General features: G+C 40.6%; 22 protein-coding genes. 5 read left to right on the top strand and 17 right to left on the bottom strand.

What is annotated here, in order from left to right:
- Positions 1-57: 57 nt before the first annotated feature.
- Genes RYH73_RS02220 through RYH73_RS02210 form a run of 3 tightly spaced genes read right to left on the bottom strand, consistent with a single transcriptional unit; the run spans position 58 to position 2660 of the window.
- Positions 58-885, bottom strand: a complete 828-nt coding sequence (locus tag RYH73_RS02220) for an SDR family oxidoreductase (RefSeq protein ID WP_335311625.1) — start codon at positions 883-885, stop codon at positions 58-60.
- On the bottom strand, positions 866-2017 hold the full coding sequence (gene hemW / locus RYH73_RS02215; protein ID WP_335311624.1) for a radical SAM family heme chaperone HemW: 1152 nt from the start codon (positions 2015-2017) through the stop codon (positions 866-868). Before hemW ends, RYH73_RS02220 begins: the two co-directional genes overlap by 20 nt.
- A 52-nt stretch (positions 2018-2069) precedes the next feature.
- Positions 2070-2660 carry an SAM-dependent methyltransferase gene (locus RYH73_RS02210; RefSeq protein ID WP_335311623.1) on the bottom strand — a complete coding sequence of 197 codons (591 nt, stop codon included), beginning with the start codon at positions 2658-2660 and terminating at the stop codon, positions 2070-2072.
- A gap of 449 nt (positions 2661-3109) precedes the next feature.
- Here RYH73_RS02210 and RYH73_RS02205 point away from each other — a divergent pair, with 449 nt between their 5' ends.
- Both RYH73_RS02205 and pyrH read left to right on the top strand, forming a co-directional pair.
- Complete coding sequence (locus RYH73_RS02205; protein ID WP_335311622.1) at positions 3110-3277, top strand: hypothetical protein; 168 nt, start codon at positions 3110-3112, stop codon at positions 3275-3277.
- 10 nt (positions 3278-3287) lie between these two features.
- On the top strand, positions 3288-3995 hold the full coding sequence (gene pyrH / locus RYH73_RS02200; RefSeq protein WP_335311621.1) for a UMP kinase: 708 nt from the start codon (positions 3288-3290) through the stop codon (positions 3993-3995).
- 78 nt (positions 3996-4073) lie between these two features.
- Here pyrH and argH read toward each other — a convergent pair whose 3' ends face one another.
- From argH to RYH73_RS02130, 14 genes are all read right to left on the bottom strand, one after another.
- Positions 4074-5405: an argininosuccinate lyase gene (argH, locus tag RYH73_RS02195; RefSeq protein ID WP_335311620.1), complete on the bottom strand. Its 1332-nt coding sequence runs from the start codon at positions 5403-5405 to the stop codon at positions 4074-4076.
- 62 nt (positions 5406-5467) lie between these two features.
- Positions 5468-6526 carry a M20 family metallo-hydrolase gene (locus RYH73_RS02190; protein ID WP_335311619.1) on the bottom strand — a complete coding sequence of 353 codons (1059 nt, stop codon included), beginning with the start codon at positions 6524-6526 and terminating at the stop codon, positions 5468-5470.
- Between the two features lies 1 nt (position 6527).
- Entirely contained in the window at positions 6528-7331 is an 804-nt protein-coding gene (gene proC, locus RYH73_RS02185) for a pyrroline-5-carboxylate reductase (RefSeq protein WP_335311618.1), read from the bottom strand.
- 22 nt (positions 7332-7353) lie between these two features.
- On the bottom strand, positions 7354-8130 hold the full coding sequence (argB, locus tag RYH73_RS02180; RefSeq protein ID WP_335311617.1) for an acetylglutamate kinase: 777 nt from the start codon (positions 8128-8130) through the stop codon (positions 7354-7356).
- Positions 8131-8148: 18 nt separating this feature from the next.
- Complete coding sequence (locus RYH73_RS02175; RefSeq protein WP_335311616.1) at positions 8149-9111, bottom strand: acetylornithine carbamoyltransferase; 963 nt, start codon at positions 9109-9111, stop codon at positions 8149-8151.
- 118 nt (positions 9112-9229) lie between these two features.
- Entirely contained in the window at positions 9230-10366 is a 1137-nt protein-coding gene (locus tag RYH73_RS02170) for an aspartate aminotransferase family protein (RefSeq protein WP_335311615.1), read from the bottom strand.
- Between the two features lie 165 nt (positions 10367-10531).
- Complete coding sequence (gene argC, locus RYH73_RS02165) at positions 10532-11503, bottom strand: N-acetyl-gamma-glutamyl-phosphate reductase (protein ID WP_335311614.1); 972 nt, start codon at positions 11501-11503, stop codon at positions 10532-10534.
- A gap of 82 nt (positions 11504-11585) precedes the next feature.
- Positions 11586-12773 (bottom strand): argininosuccinate synthase, encoded by a 1188-nt coding sequence (argG, locus tag RYH73_RS02160; protein ID WP_335311613.1) that lies wholly within the window; start codon positions 12771-12773, stop codon positions 11586-11588.
- 147 nt (positions 12774-12920) lie between these two features.
- Positions 12921-13616: a GNAT family N-acetyltransferase gene (locus tag RYH73_RS02155; protein WP_335312587.1), complete on the bottom strand. Its 696-nt coding sequence runs from the start codon at positions 13614-13616 to the stop codon at positions 12921-12923.
- Positions 13617-14138: 522 nt separating this feature from the next.
- Complete coding sequence (locus RYH73_RS02150) at positions 14139-15836, bottom strand: sodium:solute symporter family transporter (RefSeq protein ID WP_335311612.1); 1698 nt, start codon at positions 15834-15836, stop codon at positions 14139-14141.
- Positions 15837-15904: 68 nt separating this feature from the next.
- Positions 15905-17404 (bottom strand): L-arabinose isomerase, encoded by a 1500-nt coding sequence (gene araA, locus RYH73_RS02145; RefSeq protein WP_335311611.1) that lies wholly within the window; start codon positions 17402-17404, stop codon positions 15905-15907.
- An 82-nt stretch (positions 17405-17486) separates the two neighbouring features.
- Positions 17487-18188 carry an L-ribulose-5-phosphate 4-epimerase gene (locus RYH73_RS02140; protein WP_335311610.1) on the bottom strand — a complete coding sequence of 234 codons (702 nt, stop codon included), beginning with the start codon at positions 18186-18188 and terminating at the stop codon, positions 17487-17489.
- A gap of 5 nt (positions 18189-18193) precedes the next feature.
- The gene (locus RYH73_RS02135; protein ID WP_335311609.1) at positions 18194-19885 is read right to left on the bottom strand and encodes a ribulokinase; all 1692 of its coding nucleotides are present in this window, start codon (positions 19883-19885) and stop codon (positions 18194-18196) included.
- Between the two features lie 169 nt (positions 19886-20054).
- Complete coding sequence (locus tag RYH73_RS02130; protein ID WP_335311608.1) at positions 20055-20747, bottom strand: NUDIX hydrolase; 693 nt, start codon at positions 20745-20747, stop codon at positions 20055-20057.
- 430 nt (positions 20748-21177) lie between these two features.
- Between RYH73_RS02130 and RYH73_RS02125 the strand changes: the two genes are divergently transcribed.
- From RYH73_RS02125 to RYH73_RS02115, 3 genes are all read left to right on the top strand, one after another.
- A complete protein-coding gene (locus tag RYH73_RS02125) occupies positions 21178-22722 on the top strand; it encodes an alpha-N-arabinofuranosidase (RefSeq protein ID WP_335311607.1) in 1545 nt (514 codons plus the stop codon).
- A 28-nt stretch (positions 22723-22750) separates the two neighbouring features.
- Positions 22751-24721 (top strand): alpha-L-arabinofuranosidase C-terminal domain-containing protein, encoded by a 1971-nt coding sequence (locus RYH73_RS02120; protein ID WP_335311606.1) that lies wholly within the window; start codon positions 22751-22753, stop codon positions 24719-24721.
- 87 nt (positions 24722-24808) lie between these two features.
- Positions 24809-25957, top strand: coding sequence for an aldose epimerase family protein (locus RYH73_RS02115; RefSeq protein WP_335311605.1), 1149 nt, complete (start codon positions 24809-24811; stop codon positions 25955-25957).
- The last annotated feature ends 2 nt before the right edge of the window (positions 25958-25959 follow it).

The following is a 25959-nucleotide window of genomic DNA, read 5'->3' as shown; positions in this document are numbered from 1 at the left end:
ACTGGACCAACCCTTGCGAATAGGAAGAATAAAGGTGAGACTGACAACAAAGTCCGTTCAAATTACTTTCGCTTCGCGGATTTTTTTCCTAAAAAGTTTTCCTGGTAGAAACTTACTGGCCCAAATAGCCTTAATCTCACTTCCAGCTATGAATATTTCTTCTTTTTGCTTGTTAAGATGTGGGATTAAACGTTTCACAAACTGAGGAACCGACATGGCCCTTGCATGAACCTCGTCCTTCTTTTGATATTTTTCGCCGTTACCTTTTAGTGCTTTTTCTCCGAGTGTGGTGTTTACAAAACCCGGACAAACGATGCTGATGTGTATGTTATCGTCATAAATTTCCGGTCGTAATGACTCAAAATAACCATGCAGCGCATGTTTGGATGCGGCATAAGACGATCTAAATCGGGTTCCAATTTTTCCCATTAAACTACTTATAACTACGAGATGTCCTTGGCCCAGTTGCTGCATGCTGGGTAGTATAGCTTGTGTTATTGCTACAGGCCCCCAATAGTTAACGTCCATTATCTTTTGTGCCACCGATAGATTTGTTTCAATTGCCAGGGCCCGTTGTGTTATGCCCGCAGAATGGATTAAGGTGTCAATTCTACCAAAAATGCGCAAGGCCTCCCGTGCTTTTTCAGATAGAGAAGCTTTATCTTCTAAATCAAGGGGTAATACGTGAACGCTCATGGGATTACCTTTGCAGGATGTCTTCACTTGGTATAACCGATCTTTTGAGCGGGCTGACAGGATGAGCTTTGCCCCGATCGACGCATAATACTTTGCCAAACCCTCTCCTATCCCGGAAGAGGCTCCGATAATCCAAATAACGCGTTGATTATTAGGTAATATATTCTTTTTAGTTTTTTTTGTGTTCATGTTCTTCTTCGATGAAAAGCTCGGAAGCGATATGGTCTGCCATCAATTTTCCTGAAAGCGTAAGCTTGAGTGTATTCTGATCCCTATATAATTTATTCTCTTCCTCGAATTGCTTGGCATTGTTTACAATAATACGGCATGATTCGCTTCCATAAAGGTCTTCGATATAATCCAAGTTGAGGCCCCACATAGTTCGTAATGAGGTCATAATATACTCATTGATTCGATCCATTTCGGACAGGATCTCCATCTCAAATGGAACAACACGATCGTTTATCGACGCGATATATTGATGGTTATTATGAATGTTCCACTGACGTTGGAAGTTGTTAAAGGAGTGTGCTGAAGGACCTATTCCTAAATAGGGTTCTGATTTCCAGTAGTTTGTGTTGTGTTTTGCGTAACGATTGGGCAGTGCAAAATTTGAAATTTCATAATGCTCATAGGTGTTGCTTTCCAATGTTTCTATAAGTTGAAGAAATTGTGCAGCCGATTGTTCGTCATCCATGTCTTTTTGTTTACCCGTTTTGATAAGATGAGCCAAAGCCGTTCTGGGTTCTACGGTCATACTATAAGCGGAAATATGCGGAATATGTAGCTGTACAAGTTTCCCTATGTTGCTTAGCCATTTTTCATCACTCAATAAAGGGTAACCATAAATTAAATCGGCTGTAAGATCTTCAAAACCCGCATCCTGTACGCGTTTAATTGCGCTGTCAGCTTCCTGAGCTGTGTGTGCACGGTTCATCCATTTTAAATCTTCGTCATAGAACGATTGAATTCCAATGCTAAATCGGGTGATAGAAGTTTTTCTAAGGGCTTCTACCTTCATTTTGTCTAAGTCGTCAGGATTAGCTTCCAGTGTAATTTCAGTGACATGGTTGATGTCATAATGACGGCTTACTTCATCCAGTAGAAAATTTATTTCTGAGGCCTCTAAAATCGAAGGTGTACCGCCACCAAAATAAATGGTATTAATTTGGGCCCTATTAAGATAATTGGATTGCAGGCGTAGTTCTTTTGCCATGGCATCCAGCATGTTCTTTTTATACTTGAACGAGGTACTGAAATGGAAATCACAGTAATGACATGCTTGTTTGCAAAAAGGTATATGAAAGTAAATGCCAGCCATGCCGGCAAAGTTAAGTCAATGAAATGAATTTATCGCTCATAGATAATTCATATTATTTTGGCTTTTTTTCCGGAATTGTCCAGAAGTAAATAGTGGATTCGCCAACTTTTATTTTTTTCTCAGGCTTCCAATCACCCATATCAAATTCGTTCGAAACAACGCGGGTTCCAGGCTTTAGTTGTTCCAACAATTTTGGACGGAGTTTCAAATTAACATAGGGGAGTAAATACAGTGTAACAACGGATGCTTTACTAAAATCAACATCAAAAAGATCTTGCTGTAAGAACCGGACTTTATCACTGACCCCTTCTTTTTGGGCGTTCCGATTGGCTTCTTTGATTCTATTCGGATCGATATCTACCCCCACACCGGTTGCTCCGTACTCCTTCGCCGCTGTAATCACAATTCGGCCGTCTCCACAACCTAAATCGTATATCAAGTCGTTTTTGTTGACCTGGGCAACTTGTAGCATTGCTTGGACAACTGAAGGCTTACTTGCCACATAAGGTACGTCTAATTGCTGTTCCGTTGCCGTTTTCTTCGTAGAGCAAGATATAAAGCTTAAGCATGTACATGAAAATAATAGGATTGTTAGCGGAAGGTGCTCAGCTAACTTTGAAATTTTATTTAAGTAGGCCACCATATAATGTGTTAAGGTTTGTGGTAAAAGCTTTGAGATAAATGTACAACAATCGTACCTAATTTCCGGAGTAATTATCTTTTTGAACTTGCATTGAGGTGAAATGGCGCTGGCTTGCTGAAACGCTTCGTGATCGTTTCTTTTTGTGATGAAATTGTTATGTATCTGATCGTTTTTGAGTAAATGGATTATTACTATTTTTTAATATCTTTGGCGGGCAGTTCTTATTTTTATTCATCAAAGATCAGTCTCAAGATCCTGACGGTTATTAAAAGGGCATGGATGGATATATTGAATCGTCGGAAGTTCCATTGCTCGAAATATTTGGGAATGGATTTGGGCGTAAATAATAGGTTTCGAAATGAATAAGGATTCCCATAATAAAATAGTTGTTTTGAAAGATACATTGAAAAGAATACACTATATATCTTTAAAAATTAAATAATAGCTGGATGAATATCCAATACTGCATATCAAAAGGAAATACCAATCAAATCAGTTTCCTGTTTATCTTGAATACATTCCACAAAAACATCATCGTTACCGGATTCTTCGCTGCTTATAATGGCGAAGAAGCCTTGTGCAATTCCACAGGTCATTATATGAATACTTATCAATAATTATATACAAATGAAATACAAACGTATCCTACTTAAACTTAGCGGAGAAGCTTTAATGGGTAACAAACAGTACGGTATTGATATTGACCGTGTCGCCCAGTACGCACAAGACATAAAGGCTGTGTATGATGAAGGGGTAGAGATTGCAATTGTTATTGGCGGCGGAAATATTTACCGAGGATTGAGTGCGGAAAAAGCAGGCATGGATCGTGTGCAGGCTGATTATATGGGTATGCTCGCTACGGTTATCAACAGCATGGCTTTGCAGGATGCGTTAGAAAAAGCAGGTATGAAGACCCGTCTGTTAACCGCCATAAAAATGGAACAGATTTGTGAGCCATTTATTCGAAGAAGAGCTGTAAGACACCTCGAAAAAGGCAGGATTGTGATTTTCGGCGCGGGTACCGGAAACCCTTACTTTACCACCGATACCGCCGCTTCTCTAAGAGCCATCGAAATCAATGCGGACGTAGTATTAAAAGGTACGCGTGTCGATGGTATTTATACAGCAGATCCTGAAAAGGATCCCAATGCAACGAAATTTGATCAGATTACTTTCCAGGACGTGTACAATCAGGGATTGAACGTAATGGATATGACTGCCTTCACTTTGTGTCAAGAGAACAAATTACCGATCATCGTTTTCGATATGAATAAAGGGGGTAATTTGGTTCGACTAGCACAAGGAGAGTTAATAGGTACATTGGTAAAAGATTAACAGATACGGTATATGAACAGGGCGTAGGGCATAAGGAGGTAGTTTCACCTTAAACCCTATGCCTTGTACCTTTCATCCTTATTGTAGCAATTCTTTCAGGGCATGGTCAACCTTGTTGAAACCAAATCCAGCAAGTACTTGATCGAAAAGATATTTTATTTCCTTGTTCTGCAGGTTTCCAATGCTTCCTTCATGTGTATGCTTCACCTCTTTGAGTGGTTTAAAGGTTCCTTTTTCTATTGCCCGACCAATATTTTTATAGGCTTCTCTAAAAGGAACACCTTGCAATACTTCCTGGTTCACCACTTCTACACTGAATAGATAACTATATTTTGGATCCTCAAGAATAGTTGTGTTGATTTTGATATTGTTGAGCATTAAATGCATCATTTGGAGGCAGTCATTGAGCGATTGAAAGGCCGGAAATAGATTTTCCTTAAGTAGTTGCAAGTCGCGATGGTAACCAGCGGGAAGATTCGTAGTCATCAGTGCAATTTCATTAGGCAGCGCTTGGATTTTATTACAGCGAGCGCGAACAAGTTCAAATACATCTGGATTTTTTTTATGTGGCATAATGCTCGATCCTGTTGTTAACTCATCCGGAAAACTAATGAATCCAAAATTTTGGTTCATATATAGACAGGCATCCATTGCCATTTTTGCCAATGACGCAGCAATCGCACTCATTCCCTGTGCTAGTACACGCTCCGTTTTTCCGCGACCCATTTGTGCGTAAACTACATTATAGTTCAAGGTCTCAAAACCTAGCAAGGCTGTGGTTAATGTTCTATTTAAAGGAAAGGAAGATCCATAACCTGCAGCTGAACCTAATGGATTTTTGTTGCAAATCTTCCAAGCAGCCAGCATAAGTTCCAGATCGTCTACTAAACTTTCGGCATAAGCTCCAAACCAAAGACCGAATGAAGAAGGCATAGCGATTTGCAAATGTGTATACCCTGGCATTAGGATGTCTTTATATTGATTGCTGAGCTCGATGAGTAGTTCGAATAAAAGTTTCGTGTTGTCCACGATCTGTTTAATCTCATTTCTAAAGTAAAGCTTAAGATCAACTAAGACTTGGTCATTTCTTGAACGGCCACTGTGTATTTTTTTTCCGGCATCTCCGATACGTTGAGTAAGCAACAATTCAATCTGTGAATGAACATCCTCTACATGTTCATCGATACTAAAACCTCCATCTTCAATTTCATGATAGATATTTTTGAGTTCTTTTTGAATGATCGCTAATTCTTCCGGTGTCAATAAGCCAATATGCGCTAGCATTTGTGTATGTGCAAGCGAACCTAATACATCAAAAGGAGCTAAAAACAGATCAAGGGCTCGGTCGTTACCTACCGTAAATTTTTCAACAGACTGTTCTACTTCCGTTTCTTTTTGCCAAAGTTTCATTCTATATGGGTTTTATTAGCTGTTCAGCTTTATCCTGTTAATATAATTCTCTCCTTATATCGTTAAAATAAGAGATTATTTAACATCTTTATATAAAGTTCTACGCCCGTTTCGATTTCGCTAATATAGATAAATTCATCTGCACTATGGGAGCGGGCGGAATCTCCCGGGCCTATTTTTAGAGATGGTACAGGAATGAGCGCCTGATCGCTCATGGTGGGGGAACCGTAGGTATTCCTCCCTAAAGCTATTCCTGCTTTCACAAAAGGGTGTTCTTTTGTGATTGATGAAGGGTTGAGTCGAGTAGATCTTGCTTGCACATCACTTTTCACATGCCGACGAATCACGTCCAACACCTCTTCATTGGAGTAGACATCTGTTGTACGGACATCAACCACATAATTACAGGTGGCTGGAACGACATTATGTTGAGAGCCGGCATTGATAATCGTTACGTTCATTTTAATCGGTCCGAAAATAGCTGATTCTTTTGGAAATTTATAAGTACGAAACCATTCGATATCTTCCAGTGCTTTATAGATAGCGTTGTCTCCTTCTTCTCTTGCGGCATGTCCCGACATACCGTGGGCTGTGCAATCGAGTACCATTAAACCCTTTTCTGCAATGGCTAGATGCATTTCCGTCGGTTCACCCACGATGGCGAAGTCTATCGGACCTAATTGAGGCAATATATATTCAATACCATTCTTACCAGAGATTTCCTCCTCTGCTGTAGCGGCAAAGCATAAATTATAACGCAGGCCATTTAGCGGATAGAAATGTAGGAAGGAAGCGAGGAGCGATACTAATGGGCCACCCGCATCATTGCTTCCCAGGCCGAACAGTTTACCGTCGATAATCTCGGCCTTGAAAGGGTCTCGCGTGTATCCCGTATTAGGTTTAACCGTATCATGATGGGAATTCAACAAAATAGTAGGTTTTTTTTTATCGAAGAACTTATTGAAGGCCCAAATATTATTTAAATCGCGGTAACAGGGTACACTTTTTTCTTGTAAGAACTGTTCAATTCGGGTGGCTGTTCCGACTTCCTCTCTACTGAAGGACGGAACCTGAATCAGGTCTTTCAATAAATCGATACTATCTGTTATTAACATGCTCATATTAATCTTTGTATAGTCCGCTGGCCCGTTCGGCAGAAAGTTTAATGCCTTTAATAAAGGCGGAACTAAAACCATTATGTTCCATTTCATTTAAGCCGGCGATGGTACAGCCTTTTGGAGAAGTTACTTTATCTATTTCACTTTCTGGGTGACTTTGCATTTGTAGCAATAGATCAGCAGCCCCTTTCGCTGTTTGGACGGCCATTTTAAGGGCATCGTGTGCGTGGAAACCTATCTCGACACCTCCTTGTGAGGCAGCGCGAATACTTCTTAAAAAGAAGGCAATGCCGCAGGCACAAAGGGCCGTTGCCGAAGTCATTAAATCTTCATTAATAGTGACAACTGCACCCACCGTCTCAAATAGGCGGGTAACCTCATCCATGTTCTGATCAAGTGCATTGTCTGAAGCAATGCACGTCATTGATTGTCCAATAGCAATGGCCGTGTTCGGCATGGCTCGTATCACTTGTATGTCATCTCCGAGTTTAAGGCGAATATCTCGACAATTTACACCTGAAATGACGGAAACGACCAGATGCTTTTCAGGAATAATGGCTCCATTAATTTGCTCCAGTACCTGATTCAATTGCTGCGGTAATACCGCCAATACTACAATATCGGCATCTGTAACGGCTTCTCTATTATTATCCGAAAGCTTAAAACCAAGTTCCGCTTCCTGTGCCATGGTTCTGATATTCCTTCTGGTAAGTGTTATATCGGAGGCATTACAATAGTCCTTTGCTATCAATCCTTTTGCCAAAGAAAGACCAATATTGCCACTTCCTATGATGGTTATTTTGGGCATAATGTTCGTATTGAATGATTAATTAAAAAATGGTTGTTCCCGCTCGCTCATCGATTAGGTCATCCGCATGTTTGATGACAACCTTTTTAACACCCTTCGAAATAGCGTCAAAAGCATTGTCAAGTTTTGGAATCATACCATCGGCAATGACGCCTTGCGCTTTTAATACGCTATAGTTGGTGTGGTTAATTTCTGTAATGACGGAATTTTCGTCTTCTATATTTTCTAGTACTCCTCTTTTTTCAAAGCAATAGATCAGGGCGGTTTCATAGTTTGCTGCGAGCGCGACTGCTAATGCAGAGGCGATTGTATCCGCATTGGTGTTTAATAATTGGCCCTCTCCATTATGGGTTATCGCCGAAAATACGGGATATAAACCGAGCTCGATTAAGCCTTGAATACGCTTAGTATGAATTGAAGTTGGCGTTATATCCCCAGCGAATCCATAATCGATCTCCTTTACAGGGCGTTTAACCGCACAAATCGTATTTCCATCAGCTCCGCTTAATCCAATCGCATCACAGTCATTCGCTTGTAATAGGGCAACAATATTTTTGTTTGCCAATCCAGCGTAGACCATTGTCACGATTTTTAGCGTTTCCAAGTCGGTTATTCGCCGGCCATTGACCATTTTCGCTTCAATGCCTAACTCATTTGCCAATTTACTAGCGATCTTCCCTCCACCATGTACTAGAATCTTTCTGCCTTCTAAATTGGCAAAAGCCCTGGTGAAGGTATTCAAGGCTATTTGATCCTCTACAATATTACCACCAATTTTTACAATGCTTAGTTTTTCCATACAAGTCCTTAGGGATGCTTATAGGTTGGACAATATTCTTTTCAATACAACCTGGGCTGCCCATACGCGATTACCAGCTTCTTGAATAACAAGTGAGTCGGGACCATCTAGCAAGGCTGAGGCCAATTCAAGATCTCTTCTAACAGGCAAGCAATGCATGATCTTTGCTTTATTTGTTGCTTTTAGTTTTTCAGGCGTAGGCATCCAGTCTCGACCGGTAATTAGTATTTTTCCGTACTCTTGATAACTCGACCAGTTCTTGACGTAGACAAAATCAGCATTTTTTAATGCCTCCTGCTGATTGGTAATAATCGTTGCTCCTTTTGTAAAGTGCTCATCCAGCTCATATCCTTCCGGGTGCGTAATGGTAAAGTCGACTAATCCTTGTTGTTGTGCTTTGCACATCCATTCAGCAAATGAATTGGGAACTGCTTGTGGCAACGCTTTGACATGGGGAGCCCAAGTGAGCACCACCTTTGGTTTGGAAGCAACGGTCGTATTTTCTAATATGGTAATTAAATCCGTTAAGCTCTGAAGTGGATGGCGTGTTGCGCTTTCTAAACTGATAAGCGGTTTTTTGCAATACGTTGAAAACTTATTAAAAAGATCTTCGCTGTAGTCTTCTTTGCGGTCTTTTAAACCAGGAAAGGAACGTAAACCCAATATATCACAATACGTTCCCATGACGGCTGCAGCTTCCCTAATATGTTCAACCGTGGTGCCATCCATCACAACCCCGTCTCTGGTTTCAAGTGCCCAACCATCCTTGTCCATATTCATCACCATAACATCCATTCCTAGATTCATTGCCGCTTTTTGTGTACTAAGTCGCGTACGTAAACTAGGGTTTAGGAAAACAAGTCCAAGCATTTTGTGCTGACCCAAGGTGCGATGGGCATTCGGTGTGGCTTTGAGCGCTAAAGCCTCTTTGACAAGGGCTGATAGATCATCAACATCCGCCACAGAAAAAAAATTCTTCATTAAGTGTTGTTTTAAAATAGTTGTCAATTGGGTGTTGCCCGTTGCAAGTGTTAAAACATACGAGATACAACGCAATAATTTTATATCCTTACCTTTCTGTCTGAAGCCTACACTTCCGTTAAATTCCTTTCAATCTTTCCTCCAGCGCCTCCAAAAACCTGTCTGCTTCTTTCTTCCCCAGATTCAATGCGGGAAGCAAGCGGATCACGTTGGGTTTAGCTTCACCGGTAAATATATGATTTTTAAATAGCAAGTCTTTTTTAACCTGATTTAACGCTTCCGGTAGCTCTATGCCTATCATTAATCCTTCCCCTCTTACTTCCTTGACCTTATCAAAACCTTTAAGCTCCTGCATCAGATACCTTCCCACTTGCGCAGCATTTTCTATTAGCTGGTCTTTTTCCAAAGTCTCCAAAACGGATAGCGCTGCTACACACGCTAAGTGATTACCGCCAAATGTAGTACCTAATTGGCCAAACCAGGGTTTAATCTTAGGAGCAATGGAAATGGCACCGATTGGAAAACCATTACCCATACCTTTCGCCATACTATAGATATCTGCTTGCGTGCTTGCATGATCGTGCGAATAGAATTTTCCGGAACGTCCATATCCACATTGAACCGAATCAGCAATAAAGAGCGCATTATACTGTTCTGTTAGACGTCTTATTTTTTGTAGGAAACGATGGCTTGCTACTTTTATACCGCCAACCCCTTGTATACCCTCGATGATAACCGAAGAAATCAGCTCGCCCTGTTCAGCAAAAGTTTTCTCCAGTGCATCCTCATCATTAAAGGGAAGGAAAGTAACATGATCTGTTTCGTTTACGGGTGCTATAATTTTTGGATTATCGGTGGCTGATACAGCTAGCGAAGTTCTTCCATGGAACGCGCCTTTGAATGCGATCACTTTTTTACGACCATTGTAAAAAGAAGCGAGCTTGAGTGCATTTTCATTTGCTTCTGCCCCGGAATTACATAAAAAGAGCTGATAATCTTTTTTATCAGAAACTTTGCCCAACAATTCGGCCAATTGCTTTTGTAAAGGTATTTCGATCGAATTTGAGTAAAAGCCTATCTTGTTCAGCTGATCCGTTATTCGCTGGATATAATGGGGATGGCTATGGCCTATGGAAATAACCGCATGGCCACCATATAGATCTAAATATTCTTGCCCATTGGCATCATAAACATAAGAACCCGTTCCTTTTACAATTTCAATTGGATTTATGGGATATACGTCGAATAGTTTCATTGGATTTATGGGTGTTAAGTGGCTGGTTAAGCCGCATTGTTCTTTTTAGGGAAAGTCGCGCTGGTTTTATAGATATTAGGCTTCGCTTGATGCGCTTTTTTCCATACAATCAATTCTTTATAATTCTGCATTTTGAGATTAAACGTATAACGTACTACTTGTAACTCAAAAACCAATTGCCTTTAGCTTTAATCCTATTGTTTCTTCCAATCCAAATAAAAGATTCATATTTTGCACCGCCTGTCCACTTGCCCCTTTTAGCAAATTGTCAATGATGGATATAATCATCAGCTTATTACCATGCTTTTCTAAATGAATTAGTGCTTTATTGGTGTTCACCACTTGTTTCAAGTCTATGTTGTTGAGACTCACATGTGTAAATGGATGATTTGCGTAATAATTCCTGTATAAATCGTAAGCCTCGGCAACAGATAATGTCGACTCTAAATAGGTAGATGCTAAGATACCTCGCGTAAAGGCCCCGCGCTGTGGTACGAAATTAATTGTTTGGTCAAACGAAGACTGGAGTTGAATAAGACTTTCACCTATTTCATGCAGATGTTGATGCTCAAAAGCTTTGTAGACTGAAAGGTTGTTGTTTCTCCAGCTAAAATGTGAGGTTGATGACAAACTTTGCCCTGCACCTGTTGAACCTGTTGTTGCATTGATATGTATTTCGGAACGAAGCAATCCGTTGGCTGCCAAAGGCAGTAAACCTAATTGAATCGCCGTAGCAAAACAACCTGGGTTCGCAATGTGCTGTGCCGTTTTTATGGCCTCTCGTTGAAGTTCAGGTAACCCATAAATAAAGTTTTCCGCTGTCGACTTCAACCGATAGTCTTGACTCAAATCAATTATTCGTATCGACTCATCAATGGAATTCGCCTCTAGAAACTTGCGTGCAGCACCGTGGCCAACGCAAAGAAATAAAACATCAATATGTTGAGAAAGTTTATCCGTAAACTGAAGCTCCGTGTCCCCAAATAAATCAGTGTGTACTGAATAAACGGGATTCCCTGCGTTGCTGTTGCTATTTACAAAAACAATATCTACATACGGATGGTTAATGAGAATTCTCAAAAGTTCGCCACCGGTATAGCCTGCTCCACCAACAATACCTACTTTTATTTTATTCATTTTTTATGAATTGCAAGTTGTCAGTTGCACGTTACGAGATGTGCCAAGTAAGCAATCCGAAACACACAACTCATACCTAATATTATTTCTGATTCACCTTATGCCAAATCATCACCTGATTGCCGAAGATTTTAGAGAATCCTTTCACATCTTCTCCTGTCCATGCGTTATTCATCTCGCCATAGCTTCCAAACTTACTTGACATTAAGTCATGTTCTGATTCCACACCGATTACGTTAAATCGATAAGGGTTTAGTTCAATAAAAACTTTACCGCTAACCATTTCCTGCGAACTTTGCAAGAAGGCCTCAATGTCACGCATGATTGGATCGTGAAACTGCCCTTCATGCATCCAGTTTCCATAAAATGAAGCCAACTGATCTTTCCAGCTTAACTGCCATTTCGTAAGCGTATGTTTTTCAAGCGTATGATGTGCCTTAATAATAACAACTGGTGCAGCGGCCTCGAAACCAACTCTTCCTTTGATACCTATGATGGTATCGCCCACATGAATGTCTCTTCCTATTCCATAGGGTTGAGCAATTGCTTGCAATTTTTGTATCACCTTCACCGGCCCCAATTGCTCTCCGTCTAGCGCCACAGGTTCTCCTTTTTCGAATTCGATTGTGATTCTCCTGCTTTCACTGGCTGTTACCTGTGTTGGCCAAGCCTCTTCAGGTAGGGTTTCATGAGAGGTTAAGGTTTCTTTTCCACCCACAGAAGTTCCCCAGATTCCTTTATTAATGGAATATTTTGCTTTCTCAGCACTATAAGCAACACCATGGTTGTGTAAATAATCGATCTCGGATTCCCGACTTAATTTCAAATCCCTAATTGGCGTGATAATTTCCACATTTGGAATTAGAATATTGAAAATCATATCAAAACGCACTTGGTCATTCCCTGCTCCGGTACTTCCATGGGCGACGAAGTTTGCGTCGATCTTCTTTACATAGTTGGCGATAGCAGTTGCTTGACATACACGCTCAGCACTTACTGATAAAGGATAGGTCGCATTTTTTAATACATTCCCATAAACAAGGTATTTTATGCTATCATTATAATAGTTCTGCGTTTCGTCGATCGTAGCATGTGAAACGACGCCGAGTTCATAAGCACGTGCTTCGATCTGTTTAAGTTCATCTTCCGAAAATCCACCCGTATTGACGATAACTGAATGAACTTCCAGGCCCATATCTTTGGATAGGTAAATGGCACAGAAAGAGGTGTCTAACCCCCCGCTAAATGCTAATACTACTTTCTTTTTCATCTGATTAAATATGTTCTTTATCGGTGATGAAGCTTGCATAAATTATTTATATCCTTTGTTATGGCAATTTATGCAGGTTTCATTAGAATGATTTATTTTTAAATAATAATGAAGCTCGCTACTGTAAGTTGTGGATAATAGATTCGCTCAATCGTACGCTAAGAATAAAGTGGCGATCATTTTACTTCTTCTCCTCAGACTTAATTCGATACGTTTTAATAAAGAATGCTTTTTTTGCATTTGTTTCAAACGCTCTTTTGCTTTTGCTTTTTGTTCAATTTTTTGCCGAAGCTCTTTTTCCTTTTCAACAGGATCCCATAACATAGCGGTGCACATACAGTTTTTACGGTCTTTACCCATTAAAATATCGTAATTTACACAACTTTGGCAACCTTTCCAAAATTCTTCATCTTGGGTTAGCTCTGAATAAGGAACGGGTTCGTAGCCAAGCTCCGAATTGATTTTCATGACGGCAAAGCCGGTAGTCAGGCCAAATATTTTCGACTTGGGATATTTTTCGCGTGATAAATCAAAAATCCGTTTTTTAATGGCTTTTGCTAATCCTTCCTTCCGGAAAAGCGGATTAACGATAAGACCCGAATTGGCAACATACTCGCCATGGCTCCACGTTTCGATGTAGCAGAAACCTGCCCAGGTGCCATCTTTTTGAAGCGCGATAACAGCCTTCCCCTCAAGCATCTTATTGGCTATGTATTCTGGTTTTCTACGTGCAATGCCAGTACCACGCGCTTTGGCAGATTCCGCCATTTCGTTGCAAATCTGCTCCGCATATCCGATATGCGATTCGTTTGCTGGAATAACAACAAAATTTGAAGTATTCATTGAATGAGCATTCCCCAAGAGAACAAAACAATAAAACACATTTTGCTCTACCGTTTGATTTTGATTATCTTTTTGTTAACTATTTTGATGGATACAATAACCGGACTCGCTATTGCATTTTTTGTGGAGTGGGTATGCCCTCGAATCAAGCCCGGGGCATAATGGGTCGTCGGACTCTTAAAACAAGCTTATTACTGGTTGCCTTTATGCATGGCGTAACCCTAGCACCTCCAGGATTGGAAGATTTAGCGATTATTATATGCATATCAGCTATATTCATCTTGTTAAAGAATTTTTCTTTACATTAATAATGGTTGCAAATGTAAAAAATAAAATTTGGTTTATGCAACATTTCTTGTACAAAATTAGTAATATTTTATCAATTTTGTTGAGCTGTTTTGATTATGTTAGGGCCTTCGGGCCATTTTTAAGATTTCTTTAAAAGCGTATCGCACGATATTTTCAATATAAACAGCCCGACCCTCCATTGATCAACGATGGAGGGTCGGGCTGTTTCAGATTTTACCAAAATCTTACGTAGAGTGCACTCACTAACAATAAAGTTAATACAATCATAACCATCACAGAAGGTTCTACTTTAAACATCTTGGTATCTAATACAAAGGCTTTAGGGTTTACTTTTGGCCCGGCTAAACTAATAGCAATCATGGCAATAACGGTGAATAAGAATGAAAGCCCCATGCAAATCTGGAAGGGGATTTCATAGGCGCCCCGTCCATTCGGATAAGCGGTGTACAATAACGTATCATTGCCGAACCACGTTGGTGCATAATTATTAAAAACGACGGATAAAACGAATCCCATAACCAACCCTACAATCGCGGCACTTCCCGTAGTTCGTTTCCAAAACATACCCAGTAAAAACATGGCCAATACGCCGGGGCTTATAAAGCCAGTATATTTTTGGATAAAAGTAAATCCACCTTCTCCACCTATTCCAAGCATATCGTCCCACGTGAAGAGAATAGACGCAAGGATAGCGACTATTACCGTAATTTTTCCAACATTTACTAAATTCTTTTCGGAAGCATCTTTATTCATATACTTTTTATAGATATCCATCGTAAAAATAGTAGCTATACTATTAGCCTTTCCTGCTAATGAAGCTACAATAGCTGCTGTCAAAGCGGCCAGCGACAAACCCTTCATGCCGTCCGGCAAGAAGCCTAAAATTGCCGAATAGGCATTGTCAGGATTGAAATGCCCTCCCGGAGCCATTTCTTCTTGCAGCGCTCCGTTTTTATAGAGTACATAAGCAGCGATCCCAGGTAGCATCACGATGACTGGCATAAAAAGTTTCAAAAACCCGGCAAATAGAATCCCCGTACGAGCCGTTTTTAAATCCGCCCCCAGCGCACGTTGGGTAATATATTGATTACAGCCCCAATAATTTAAATTAACGATCCATATTCCCGCCAAATACATCCCTAGCCCCGGTAGCATAAGGTATTTATTGATTTCCTCTTGAGAAGATGAAGCTGTCGGTTTTTCGATGATCATTTTGAAATGCTCTGGCGAATCTTTCATCAACTGTGAGAAGCCTGCCAACACATCTTTACCCAAACCAAAGTGCTCACTTACTAGCGTAAGCGCGACATAGGTTGTGGCTACGCCTCCAATAATAAGTACAAGCACTTGAATAACGTCTGTGAAGCCGATTACGCGCATACCACCTAAGGTAATGATCACTGCAAAGATCGATAAAGCCAATACAATCATGTGAAAGCTTCCACCCCCCGCTAAATTATTAATGGCCAAAGCTCCTAAGAATAGAATTGATGTTAGGTTTACGAAGATATATAAGAATAGCCAGAACACGGCCATAATGAGACTAGTTGTTTCATTATATCGATTATTTAAGAATTGCGGCATGGTGAAAATCTTGTTTTTCAGATAAACAGGAATAAACCACACCGCTACAATGATGAGCGCTAAGGCTGCTATCCATTCGTAAGCCGCTACGGCTACACCAACGGTAAAGCCGTTACCACTCATACCAATGAATTGCTCGGCAGATATATTTGAGGCGATAAGTGAAGCGCCAATTGCCCACCACGTTAAAGATCCCTCTGCCAAAAAATAATCTTTACTACTGGCATTCGCATTGTTTTTCTTGCGATAAATCCAATATCCATATCCTGCCACCACCACAAAGTAGATCAGGAATATGATATAATCAATTTGTGCAAATTTTCCCATAATGGATTTTTAAGGTTAAAAGGTTAGCAGAAAGGTGGCGAAAGAGTCATTGCGCCACCTTTTTTATTTTATTTCTGAATTTGATAAAACACTTCACTCCACTTCAATTCATTTTCGAATTGATCAAGTTTGGTGTTTTCATCGATTTTGACAAATTCAATACCTGCAATACGAGCAAAATCTTCCAGGTATTCGCTTGTCAGGTTTTGGCTATAAACAGTGTGGTGTGCACCGCCCGCATAAATCCAAGCCGTACAAGCCGTTTTCATGTCTGGCAATGGTTTCCAAAGAACACGTGCAACTGGTAGTTTTGGTAGTTCATTTTGGACATCAATGCCCTCTACGGCATTTACAATAAGACGGAACCTATTCCCCATATCCACGAGCGAAGCGTTCAATGCTTTCCCTCCGGCGGCATTAAATACAAGGCGAGCCGGATCAGCTTTTCCGCCAATACCCAAGGGATGAACTTCTAAGCGCGGTTTATCCTTTGCTAGAGAGGCGTCCACTTCAAGCATGTGCGATCCAAGTACCATCGCGTTATTGGGATCGAAGTGATACGTATAATCTTCCATAAAGGCATTGGCTCCAGGCAAACCGGAAGCCATTACTTTGCAGGCACGTACTAATGCAGGTGTTTTCCAGTCACCTTCTCCGGCAAAGCCGTAGCCCTGTTGCATGAGCCGTTGCGCTGCAATACCAGGAAGTTGTACCAGGCCGTGTAAGTCTTCAAAAGTATCCGTAAACCCTTTATATCCGCCAGCTTGCAGAAAGTTCTTTAAACCGATTTCAATCTTTGCCGCATCCAATACATGTTGCCGTTGTGCCCCGCCTTCCTTTGCATTATCAGCAAGTGTGTACTCTTCTTCGTATATTTTTACAAGGGCAAGAACCTCCTCATCGCTTATTTTGTTTATTTCAGCTACTAGGTCACCGATGGCATAAGTGTTCACCGAGAAGCCGAATTTCATTTCGGCTTCCACTTTATCTCCATCGGTTACGGCGACATATCGCATATTATCACCGAAGCGTACAAATTTTGCTCCTTGCCAATCATGCCAGGCCGCGGCAGCTCTGGTCCAGATGCCAATTTTTTTGGCAACATCTTCATCTTGCCAGAAACCAGTCACGACTTTTCTATTAATTCGCATCCTAGAAACGATAAAGCCGAATTCACGGTCGCCATGCGCGCTTTGATTAAGGTTCATGAAATCCATGTCAATGCTATTCCATGGAATATCGCGGTTGTATTGAGTATGTAAGTGCAATAAAGGCTTCTTGAGTGCATTCAACCCCCTGATCCACATTTTTGCGGGAGAAAACGTATGCATCCAGGTAATGATGCCAATACAATTGGTGTCCTTATTGGCTTCAGCAATCGTATTGTATATTTCTTCTGCGTTTTTTACGATGGGTTTGTATACGATATTGACAGGAATCAATGCTTGCTTACTCAAATAATCGGCAATCTGGCTAGCATGCTCCGCTGCCTGTGCAAGTGTTTCCGGTCCGTATAAGTCTTGACTGCCTGTAATAAACCAGACATCAAAAGTTTTTAAATTTAACATATTCGTTATTCGTTATTTGTTGTTAGCAATGTTACTTATGTTATGAAGTACGCCTTACACCTCATGCCTTAAAGCTTAAAATTTATTGTTGTCCATAATAGGAGTCTGGACCATGCTTTCTTTCAAAATGCTTTTTGATCAATGAATCTTTAAGCCGAGGTGCATTGGGATTGATCTGCTCTGTTAACAAAGCCATTTGCGCCACTGTTTCCAGGACAGCGCTGTTATAAACAGCCTTTTCTGCCGTTTTACCCCAAGTGAAGGGTGCATGGTTTCCTACTAAGATCATTTCTACTTCCCGATAATCCAAACCGTGTTCTTTAAAATGGTTGAGAATTTGGAAACCTGTTTCATATTCATAATTACCTTGAATCATCTCATCTGCCATGGGCGGAGCACATGGAATATCGGTAGTAAGATGGTCTGCGTGCGTTGTACCAAAAATGGGAATGTCCCGTTGACTTTGCGCCCATGCTGTAGCGTATGTTGAGTGTGTATGAACAATTCCGCCAATATGTTCCCAATGTTTGTATAATACGGCATGGGTTTTCGTGTCAGAAGAAGGTCTCATATCTCCCTCAACTGTATTGCCTTCAAAATCAACAATAACCATGTTTTCGGGACTTAGTTTTTCATATGGAATGCCACTTGGCTTGATCGCAAAGACCCCGCTCGACCGATCGACAACGCTCACATTGCCAAAGGTAAAAAGAACTAAGCCTAGCTTCGGGAGTTGCATATTGCTTTCATATGCTGCGTTTCTTATCTCTTGATAGTTAGCCATAAATTTTAAGCGATAGGAGTTAATGTATGCTCGTTCAAGGTTAAATTTTCTTCGATGAGCGTACCCATTTGTGTATACTTTTCATAGCGTTGTTTATAAATCGCTGTTCGCTGTGGATTCGGATGATATTCTGCGTCAAAGCCTTGCCCCATCGCATTCATAGCGTCCTCTACCTTTGCATATAGCCCGGCTGCGGTGGCAGCAAACATAGCTGCGCCAATGGCACAGGTTTGTTCGGAACGATGGATTTTTATTGGCATATCCATTACATCTGCCATCATTTGCATAATAAAAGGTGCTTTTCTGGCAACTCCGCCCATGCCGATTAAGCCTTTAACCGGCACACCTTGTTCATTGAAGCGATCGACAATCTTTTTAGCCCCGAAACAAGTTGCTTCTACTATTGCCCTAAAAAGTTGCACGGCATTTGTGCCCAAATTTAGATCAAAAAAAGCGCCTTTAAGTGCTTGATTGGCATCAGGTGTTCTCCTGCCGTTTAGCCAGTCAATTGCCAATTCTTGTTGTATGCTGGGTTCTATTTTTTCGGCGAGCTTGCTTAGTTGTGGAATTATTTGATGTTCAACCTGATTGATCAGGGCCTCCAAGGCCGGATCATCGTTTGTTGGCAACAAGTTCTTCAGCGGCCATATCAGTAAGTTTTTAAACCAGGCATAAGCATCGCCAAATGCTGATTGGCCAGCCTCCATTCCCAACATTCCGGGAATAACCGAGCCATCAACTTGGCCGCAGATACCGCCTACTAAGATGCCGTCTACTTCATGTTTTGGTGCTACTAACATATCGCAGGTAGAAGTACCCATCACCTTACTCAAATAATAGGGTTCGATTTGTCCACCAACAGCACCCATATGGGCGTCAAAAGCACCAATTCCGATAATCACTGATGTGCTGAGGCCGAGCTTTTGCGCCCATTCTTCACACAAATGGCCCGCCTCTTTATCCGCCGTATAGGTTTCCTTCGAAATATTGGCTGTGAAACCATTCAATAAAGGGTCTACTGCAGCAAAGAATTCATTTGGTGGATACCCGTCGAACGATTCATTCCAGAGAGATTTATGACCGGCTGAACATACACCTCTTTTAATTGCTAACGCATCTCGGCCGCCAGTTAGTAAAAATGGAATCCAATCACAATGCTCAACCCAAGTAAATAAGTTGTTTGCTACATCTTTATCTTGACGTAGAATATGAAGCAACTTAGCCCAAAACCATTCTGAGGAGTAAATTCCACCTACATATTGCAGGTAGTTAATGTCAAATTTTTTAGCTGTTTGATTAATCTCATCGGCTTCCCTTACGGCGGTATGATCTTTCCAAAGCACGAACATCGCATTTGGATTTTCCTGAAAAGTAGGAAGTAACGCAAGCGGTGTCCCTGTTTTGTCAACGGCAACAGGTGTTGAACCCGTCGTATCAACAGCGATCGCCTTTACGCGAGTGGATATTTGTTCCCCGACTTGCTGTAAGCAGTCTTTAATCGTGTATTCCAGACCTTCGATATAATCTAAGGGGTGTTGCCTGAATTGATTGATGGAGGGGTTGCAGTATAAACCCTGTTTCCATCGCGGATAATAATAGATGGAGGAAGCGATCTCTTGTCCATTATGTGCATCCACTAACACAGACCGTACGGAATCCGTACCATAGTCTACTCCGATAACATATGCATTGTCCATATACTAAAGCGTATTTTGTTCGTTGTTTTTTTATATATAGAGAGTCACAGTGCTGTGAAGTTTGCGATACTAATTGGTCAGTCTGTCAATCTCTTCTGTCATTTCGTGTCAAAATAACATTTATTTTTTTAGATAAAAAAATATTATCGAAAAAATGTGGTTAAAAAAATTAAGGGTTTGGTATAAAGTTTAAGAATGAGCTTATTTTGTCTTTATAGGTTTCCTTATTGAGTTTGTAATAAAATGCACCTTTTTTCGAATTTTCCTTATCCTTATCTTTCTGACGCACGAGTAAACCTGTGGACAAAAGTTTTCTGTTGAAGTTTCTTTTATCCAGAACGATATCATAAACACCCTCGTAAAGTGTAAGTATTTGCGGAATGGTGAATTTTTCGGGGAGCAATTCGAAGAGTATCGGATGCAGCGCTGCCTTATAACGCAATTTTTTCTTTGCATGCTCTACCATGCTATTATGATCGAAGATGAGTTTCGGTATTTCCTTTAATGGCATCCACTCGGCACGGTATTCCTTGCTAAGCTGATCTTTATACTTACGAATATCAATAAGGGCGTAATAAGCTATACTGATGGTTCTTTCGATTGGATCCCGATTAGGCTCACCGAAAACTTCCATTTGCTCCATATATACATGCTCTAAGCCTGTTAATTGTTTTAAAACACGTGCGGCTGCCGTTTCGGGTGTTTCGCTCGGTTCCACAAACCCACCCATTAAACTCCATTTATTTTTTTCGGGTTCAAAGCCTCTTTGGATAAGCAGTAATTTAAGGCTTTCTCCATCAAATCCAAAGATAATACAGTCTACAGCAACAAGTAGGCGTGTTTGTTTTGAGTATTTCGTCATAATTTAAAGGTAATTAGATCGGTAAGATAATATTCATTTAAGATCATTATCAGCATTTATGTAAAAATTAGTTCCACGGATGCATTACATGCGATAAATATAATCAAATTCTATTTGCTTTATCAAATCGAAAAAACATACGATGTTACAAAGATAATCATTTGTTTAAACGATTAAGTATTTAAATAAGTGTTTTTTAGACAATTTTTATTAAATGTTTTTTTGACGTTTAATAAAAAGCTTCTATATTCGTCAGACCAATTTAAGCTTAACGCAAAAAACAATACATAAAACACATGCAACAAATCAATCTAAAATTCAACTGGCGCAGCGAATCGACTTGTTTTAAATGTTTGTTTTACATTTATTAATAATTTTCTATCTTAGGCGAGTATATAGCCAATTATTGTTAGTTACCAAAATTGATACCATGAACAAAAAACCACTTATTGCCTTACTGTCCCTGCTGATTTCCGGCACGACATTATGGGCGCAAAACCTGGTGAAATTACTGCCGGGGAAAGACACCGTTACCATTAATAAACATATCTACGGGCATTTTGCCGAACATTTGGGCCGTTGCATCTACGATGGCATTTATGTAGGCGAGGACAATAAAACCGTTCCACATACCAACGGTGTTCGCAATGATGTGATTGAGGCATTAAAAAAATTAAACATACCCAATCTTCGTTGGCCGGGCGGTTGTTTTGCGGATACGTATCATTGGAAGGATGGTATCGGGCCGAAGGGAAAGCGACCAAGTATTGTGAATACTTGGTGGGGAGGAGTGACCGAGAATAACAGTTTTGGTACTCATGATTTTTTAAATATGTGTGAACTACTTGGTACGGAGCCATATTTGGCAGGCAACGTAGGTAGCGGAGAGGTGCAAGAATTGGCCGATTGGGTTCAATACGTCAATTTTGATGGAAAAAGTCCGATGTCTGATCTTCGAAGGGAAAATGGGCGTGATAAACCATGGAAAGTTCGGTTTTGGGGAGTCGGTAACGAAGCGTGGGGTTGTGGGGGAAATATGACACCCGAATATTATGCAGATGTATACCGTAAATACGCCACTTTTATGTCAGATTGGACAAATAATGGTGGGTTGTTTCGTATCGCATCAGGTGCTAACAGCGATAACTACGAGTGGACGGAGACGCTTATGAAAAAGATACCCAAATCATTGGTTAAAGGACTCGCATTGCATCATTATGCAGTAATTGACTGGCAAAAGAAAGGTTCAGCAACCATGTATACCGATGAACAGTATTTCAAAACGATGAAATCTGCCTGGTTTATGAATGAATTGGTGGAAAAGCACAGCGCAATCATGGATAAATATGATCCTAAAAAGGAGATTGCACTGGTTGTGGACGAATGGGGCGGTTGGTACGAGGTAGAGCCTGGCACTAATCCCGGCTTTTTATATCAACAAAATACCATGAGGGATGCGATGATAGCCGGTATGACGCTCAATATATTCAACAATCATGCAGAACGGGTGCAAATGGCTAATCTGGCGCAAACGGTGAATGTGCTGCAAGCGGTTATATTAACCGAAGGGGACAAGATGCTGGTAACGCCAACCTACCATGTTTTGGAAATGTACAAAGTGCATCAGGATGCCAAATTGGTTCCAATTGAAGTAAATAGCCAAAATCTTTCATTTAACGGCGAGTCCATTCCTGCTGTTTCTGCTTCTGCATCCATTGCAAAGGACGGCAATGCGCATATATCGCTGGTCAACATCGATCCAAAAAAACAACAAGAAGTGACGATTGAACTAAGTGATAAAGAATATAAAAACCTAAGTGGAAGATTACTTACTTCGAAAAAACTAAGAGATTTTAATTCTTTTGAAAAGCCGGATTATATAAAACCCGAGGTATTTAAAGGGGGCAATATTAAAAATAACCAAATTTCAGTCACCCTACCGCCTTTCTCTGTGGCTGTCTTGGAGTTAAATTAGCAGTATAAACGATAGAAAATATAATCGAATGATGCGCAGTAAGTTGTTAGGAGCATTTATTTTGAGCTGTATACTCAACGTACATGCTCAGGAGAAAAAGACGTTTACCATCGATGCTTCTCACCCAATAGCCGACATATCACCAAACATGTGGGGGGTATTTTTTGAGGATATTAATTTAGGAGCTGACGGAGGGATTTATGCCGAACTTATAAAAAATCGGTCCTTTGAATTCGCGGATCCTTTTATGGGCTGGAAGAAGCTGGGAGAAAATATTGGAGAAGGAGCTTTCTTGGTATTAAATCGAAAAGATAAGCCAAATAATCCTCGTTTTTTACGAGTCAATACTAACTTATCAGCAGGTAAAGTTGGATTAAGGAATGAAGGCTTTCGAGGAATGGGAGTTAAACAAGGCCTTCGATACGACTTTAGCATTTTGTATAAGCAAAGCACTCCTGGTATTACACTCCATGTGCAATTGGTCGATAGTCTAGGCGCTATCATTGGGGAGAGTAACTTTCGCCCGGAAAAAACGGGTGTAGATTGGCAAAAACAACAAATAAGTTTTCAAGCTACGAGAACAGAACCAAAAGCCAAATTCATTCTTTGGTTTGAAGGCAAAGGTGTTTTGGATTTAGATATGATCTCACTTTTTCCCGAAGATACTTGGAAAAAAAGACCGGGAGGATTACGTGCCGATATGGTACAATTGTTGGCTGACATGAAACCTGGTTTTATACGCTTTCCCGGGGGCTGTATTGTAGAAGGTAGGGATTTAGCAAATCGTTTTCAATGGAAAAAAACGGTTGGGCCAGTTGAAGATCGTAAACTGATCATCAATCGCTGGAATACGGAATTTAAGCATCGCTTAACACCCGATTATTACCAGACATTTGGTTTAGGGTTCTTTGAGTACTTTCAATTGGCCGAGGATATTGGTGCCGAACCGCTTCCAATATTAAATTGTGGAATGGCCTGCCAATTTAATACCGCTGAGTTGGTACCGCTGGATGAGTTAGATGAATATGTACAAGATGCCCTGGATTTAATCGCGTTTGCCAATGGAGATCTTAGTACAAAGTGGGGTCAGTTACGAGCAGCAATGGGACATCCGCAACCCTTTAATTTGAAAATGCTGGGTGTGGGAAATGAAAATTGGGGTCCACAATATATAGAACGATTGGAAGTGTTTAAAAAAGCCCTGAATGCACACTATCCTGAAATTAAGATTGTTGCAAGCTCAGGTACCGATCCGGAAGGTGAGCGTTTCGAATTTCTCAATAAAGAATTGAGACGCTTACAGGTTGATTTTATCGATGAACATTATTATCGTAGTCCAGATTGGTTTTTGACGCATGCGAATCGTTACGATGCCTATGATCGTCAAGGTCCCAAAATCTTTGCGGGTGAATATGCTGCTCATACCGATCGCACAGCAGGTACCGGTAATCGAAACAATTGGAAAGCAGCTATTGCAGAAGCAGCGTTTCTGACGGGGGTAGAGCGAAATGCGGACGTTGTTGGTATGGCGTCTTATGCGCCTTTATTCGCCCATGTAGATGGATGGCAATGGACACCGGATTTAATCTGGGTAGATAACTTACAGGCTTATGGTACACCGAACTATCAGGTGCAGAAGCTATATGCTACCAACAAAGGAACAGATGTAATACCTATCCGCATGGAAAATGAGGCTGTGAGTGGACAGCAAGGTGTCTATGCTTCGGCCGTCCTGGATCAGAAAATAAATGAAGTAATTATCAAAGTGGTAAATCACAATGACTACGCAATCGATGGGAGCTTTAAAATACAGACTAAAGGTAGCTTAGCACAGGATGTTGAGCACGTTCTCTTAGCGGCTGGGTTGGAGGAGGAAAACACAATCCAAGATCCCAACAGGGTGAGTCCGAAAATAGATCAAGTCGTTCTACAAGGTAAAACACTAGAGACACAGCTAGCTCCTTATTCTTTTCATATCTTTAAAATTAAAATGAGGTAGGTATGTTAAGCTGGTATCTCCTCGTGGTACACGATAATTGGCCCTTATTAACTTATCACGAATTCGCAAACGAATAGATAATAAATCATGAACAAAATAATTTATGTTACCATTTTGACTGCAAGCCTTCTAAATAGTGCTTGTAATCAACGCGCACAGCAGTCAGCTGAAAAAGCAGAAGCAAATCAAACCGATACGGCCTCGACTTTCAATGCGGAAATAGACGGAAAAGAGGTGCAATTGTACACGCTTACAAATGCCAAAGCAAAGGCAACCGTTACAAATTATGGTGCACGTTTGGTCAGTTTGCTTGTACCCAATAAACAAGGTACGCAAACTGATGTTGTATTAGGCTATGATAAAGCGGCTACCTATAAAGCAAATAAAGCAACTTTTTATGGGGCTATTGTTGGACGTTATGGAAATCGCATTGCAAAAGGGCAGTTTACCCTTGATGGAAAAACGTATCAACTGGAAAAAAACGATGGAGAAAACTCATTACATGGCGGGGCTAATGGTGTGTATGATAAGGTATGGGATGCCGAGCAAGTAGATGAAAAAACAGTAAAACTAACGTATCATTCGATCGATGGAGAAGCGGGTTATCCTGGCAATGTCGATATGACTGTTGTTTATTCTTTAAAAGATGATAATCGTTTAGAAATTGACTATACCGCTACTACCGATAAAGCAACCGTTTTAAATTTAACAAATCATGCCTATTTTAATTTAAATGGAGAAGGTGATGCCACCATTTTAGATCATGATCTAACCATTTACGCCGATAAAATTACCCCTGTAGATGAAACGTTGATTCCAACAGGTAAATTTTTGGACGTTACGGGCACAGCTTTCGATTTTAGAAAAGCAACACCGATTGGTGCACGAATTAATGCAAATGATGAGCAAATGAAGAGAGGAAAAGGGTATGATCATAATTTTGTATTAAATAAGAAAGATGGCTTGCAGTCAGCAGCTCGCGTATACAGTCCCAAAACCGGTATTGAAATGGAAGTGTTGACGGAAGAGCCCGGCATACAATTCTATAGTGGCAATTTTATGGAGGGGGGACAACCTATAGGCAAAGGCGGTAAAGATTACGGGTATCGCTCGGCCTTTTGTTTGGAAACGCAGCATTTTCCTGATTCACCCAATCAACCGGCTTTTCCTTCCACGGTATTAAAACCAAGTGAACGCTATCAAACCAAAACAATCTATAAATTTTTAATTAAATAAGG

Source organism: Olivibacter sp. CPCC 100613 (assembly GCF_036959255.1).
Lineage (GTDB): Bacteria > Bacteroidota > Bacteroidia > Sphingobacteriales > Sphingobacteriaceae > Olivibacter.
This window is presented reverse-complemented; position numbering and strand designations above follow the sequence as displayed.

What these genes read in the sequence shown, in the direction of transcription:
- RYH73_RS02220 (WP_335311625.1), bottom strand. Translation starts at nt 885, where the DNA reads ATGAACACAAAAAAAACTAAAAAGAATATATTACCTAATAATCAACGC.
- hemW (WP_335311624.1), bottom strand. Translation starts at nt 2,017, where the DNA reads ATGGCTGGCATTTACTTTCATATACCTTTTTGCAAACAAGCATGTCAT.
- RYH73_RS02210 (WP_335311623.1), bottom strand. Translation starts at nt 2,660, where the DNA reads ATGGTGGCCTACTTAAATAAAATTTCAAAGTTAGCTGAGCACCTTCCG.
- RYH73_RS02205 (WP_335311622.1), top strand. Translation starts at nt 3,110, where the DNA reads ATGAATATCCAATACTGCATATCAAAAGGAAATACCAATCAAATCAGT.
- pyrH (WP_335311621.1), top strand. Translation starts at nt 3,288, where the DNA reads ATGAAATACAAACGTATCCTACTTAAACTTAGCGGAGAAGCTTTAATG.
- argH (WP_335311620.1), bottom strand. Translation starts at nt 5,405, where the DNA reads ATGAAACTTTGGCAAAAAGAAACGGAAGTAGAACAGTCTGTTGAAAAA.
- RYH73_RS02190 (WP_335311619.1), bottom strand. Translation starts at nt 6,526, where the DNA reads ATGAGCATGTTAATAACAGATAGTATCGATTTATTGAAAGACCTGATT.
- proC (WP_335311618.1), bottom strand. Translation starts at nt 7,331, where the DNA reads ATGCCCAAAATAACCATCATAGGAAGTGGCAATATTGGTCTTTCTTTG.
- argB (WP_335311617.1), bottom strand. Translation starts at nt 8,130, where the DNA reads ATGGAAAAACTAAGCATTGTAAAAATTGGTGGTAATATTGTAGAGGAT.
- RYH73_RS02175 (WP_335311616.1), bottom strand. Translation starts at nt 9,111, where the DNA reads ATGAAGAATTTTTTTTCTGTGGCGGATGTTGATGATCTATCAGCCCTT.
- RYH73_RS02170 (WP_335311615.1), bottom strand. Translation starts at nt 10,366, where the DNA reads ATGAAACTATTCGACGTATATCCCATAAATCCAATTGAAATTGTAAAA.
- argC (WP_335311614.1), bottom strand. Translation starts at nt 11,503, where the DNA reads ATGAATAAAATAAAAGTAGGTATTGTTGGTGGAGCAGGCTATACCGGT.
- argG (WP_335311613.1), bottom strand. Translation starts at nt 12,773, where the DNA reads ATGAAAAAGAAAGTAGTATTAGCATTTAGCGGGGGGTTAGACACCTCT.
- RYH73_RS02155 (WP_335312587.1), bottom strand. Translation starts at nt 13,616, where the DNA reads ATGAATACTTCAAATTTTGTTGTTATTCCAGCAAACGAATCGCATATC.
- RYH73_RS02150 (WP_335311612.1), bottom strand. Translation starts at nt 15,836, where the DNA reads ATGGGAAAATTTGCACAAATTGATTATATCATATTCCTGATCTACTTT.
- araA (WP_335311611.1), bottom strand. Translation starts at nt 17,404, where the DNA reads ATGTTAAATTTAAAAACTTTTGATGTCTGGTTTATTACAGGCAGTCAA.
- RYH73_RS02140 (WP_335311610.1), bottom strand. Translation starts at nt 18,188, where the DNA reads ATGGCTAACTATCAAGAGATAAGAAACGCAGCATATGAAAGCAATATG.
- RYH73_RS02135 (WP_335311609.1), bottom strand. Translation starts at nt 19,885, where the DNA reads ATGGACAATGCATATGTTATCGGAGTAGACTATGGTACGGATTCCGTA.
- RYH73_RS02130 (WP_335311608.1), bottom strand. Translation starts at nt 20,747, where the DNA reads ATGACGAAATACTCAAAACAAACACGCCTACTTGTTGCTGTAGACTGT.
- RYH73_RS02125 (WP_335311607.1), top strand. Translation starts at nt 21,178, where the DNA reads ATGAACAAAAAACCACTTATTGCCTTACTGTCCCTGCTGATTTCCGGC.
- RYH73_RS02120 (WP_335311606.1), top strand. Translation starts at nt 22,751, where the DNA reads ATGATGCGCAGTAAGTTGTTAGGAGCATTTATTTTGAGCTGTATACTC.
- RYH73_RS02115 (WP_335311605.1), top strand. Translation starts at nt 24,809, where the DNA reads ATGAACAAAATAATTTATGTTACCATTTTGACTGCAAGCCTTCTAAAT.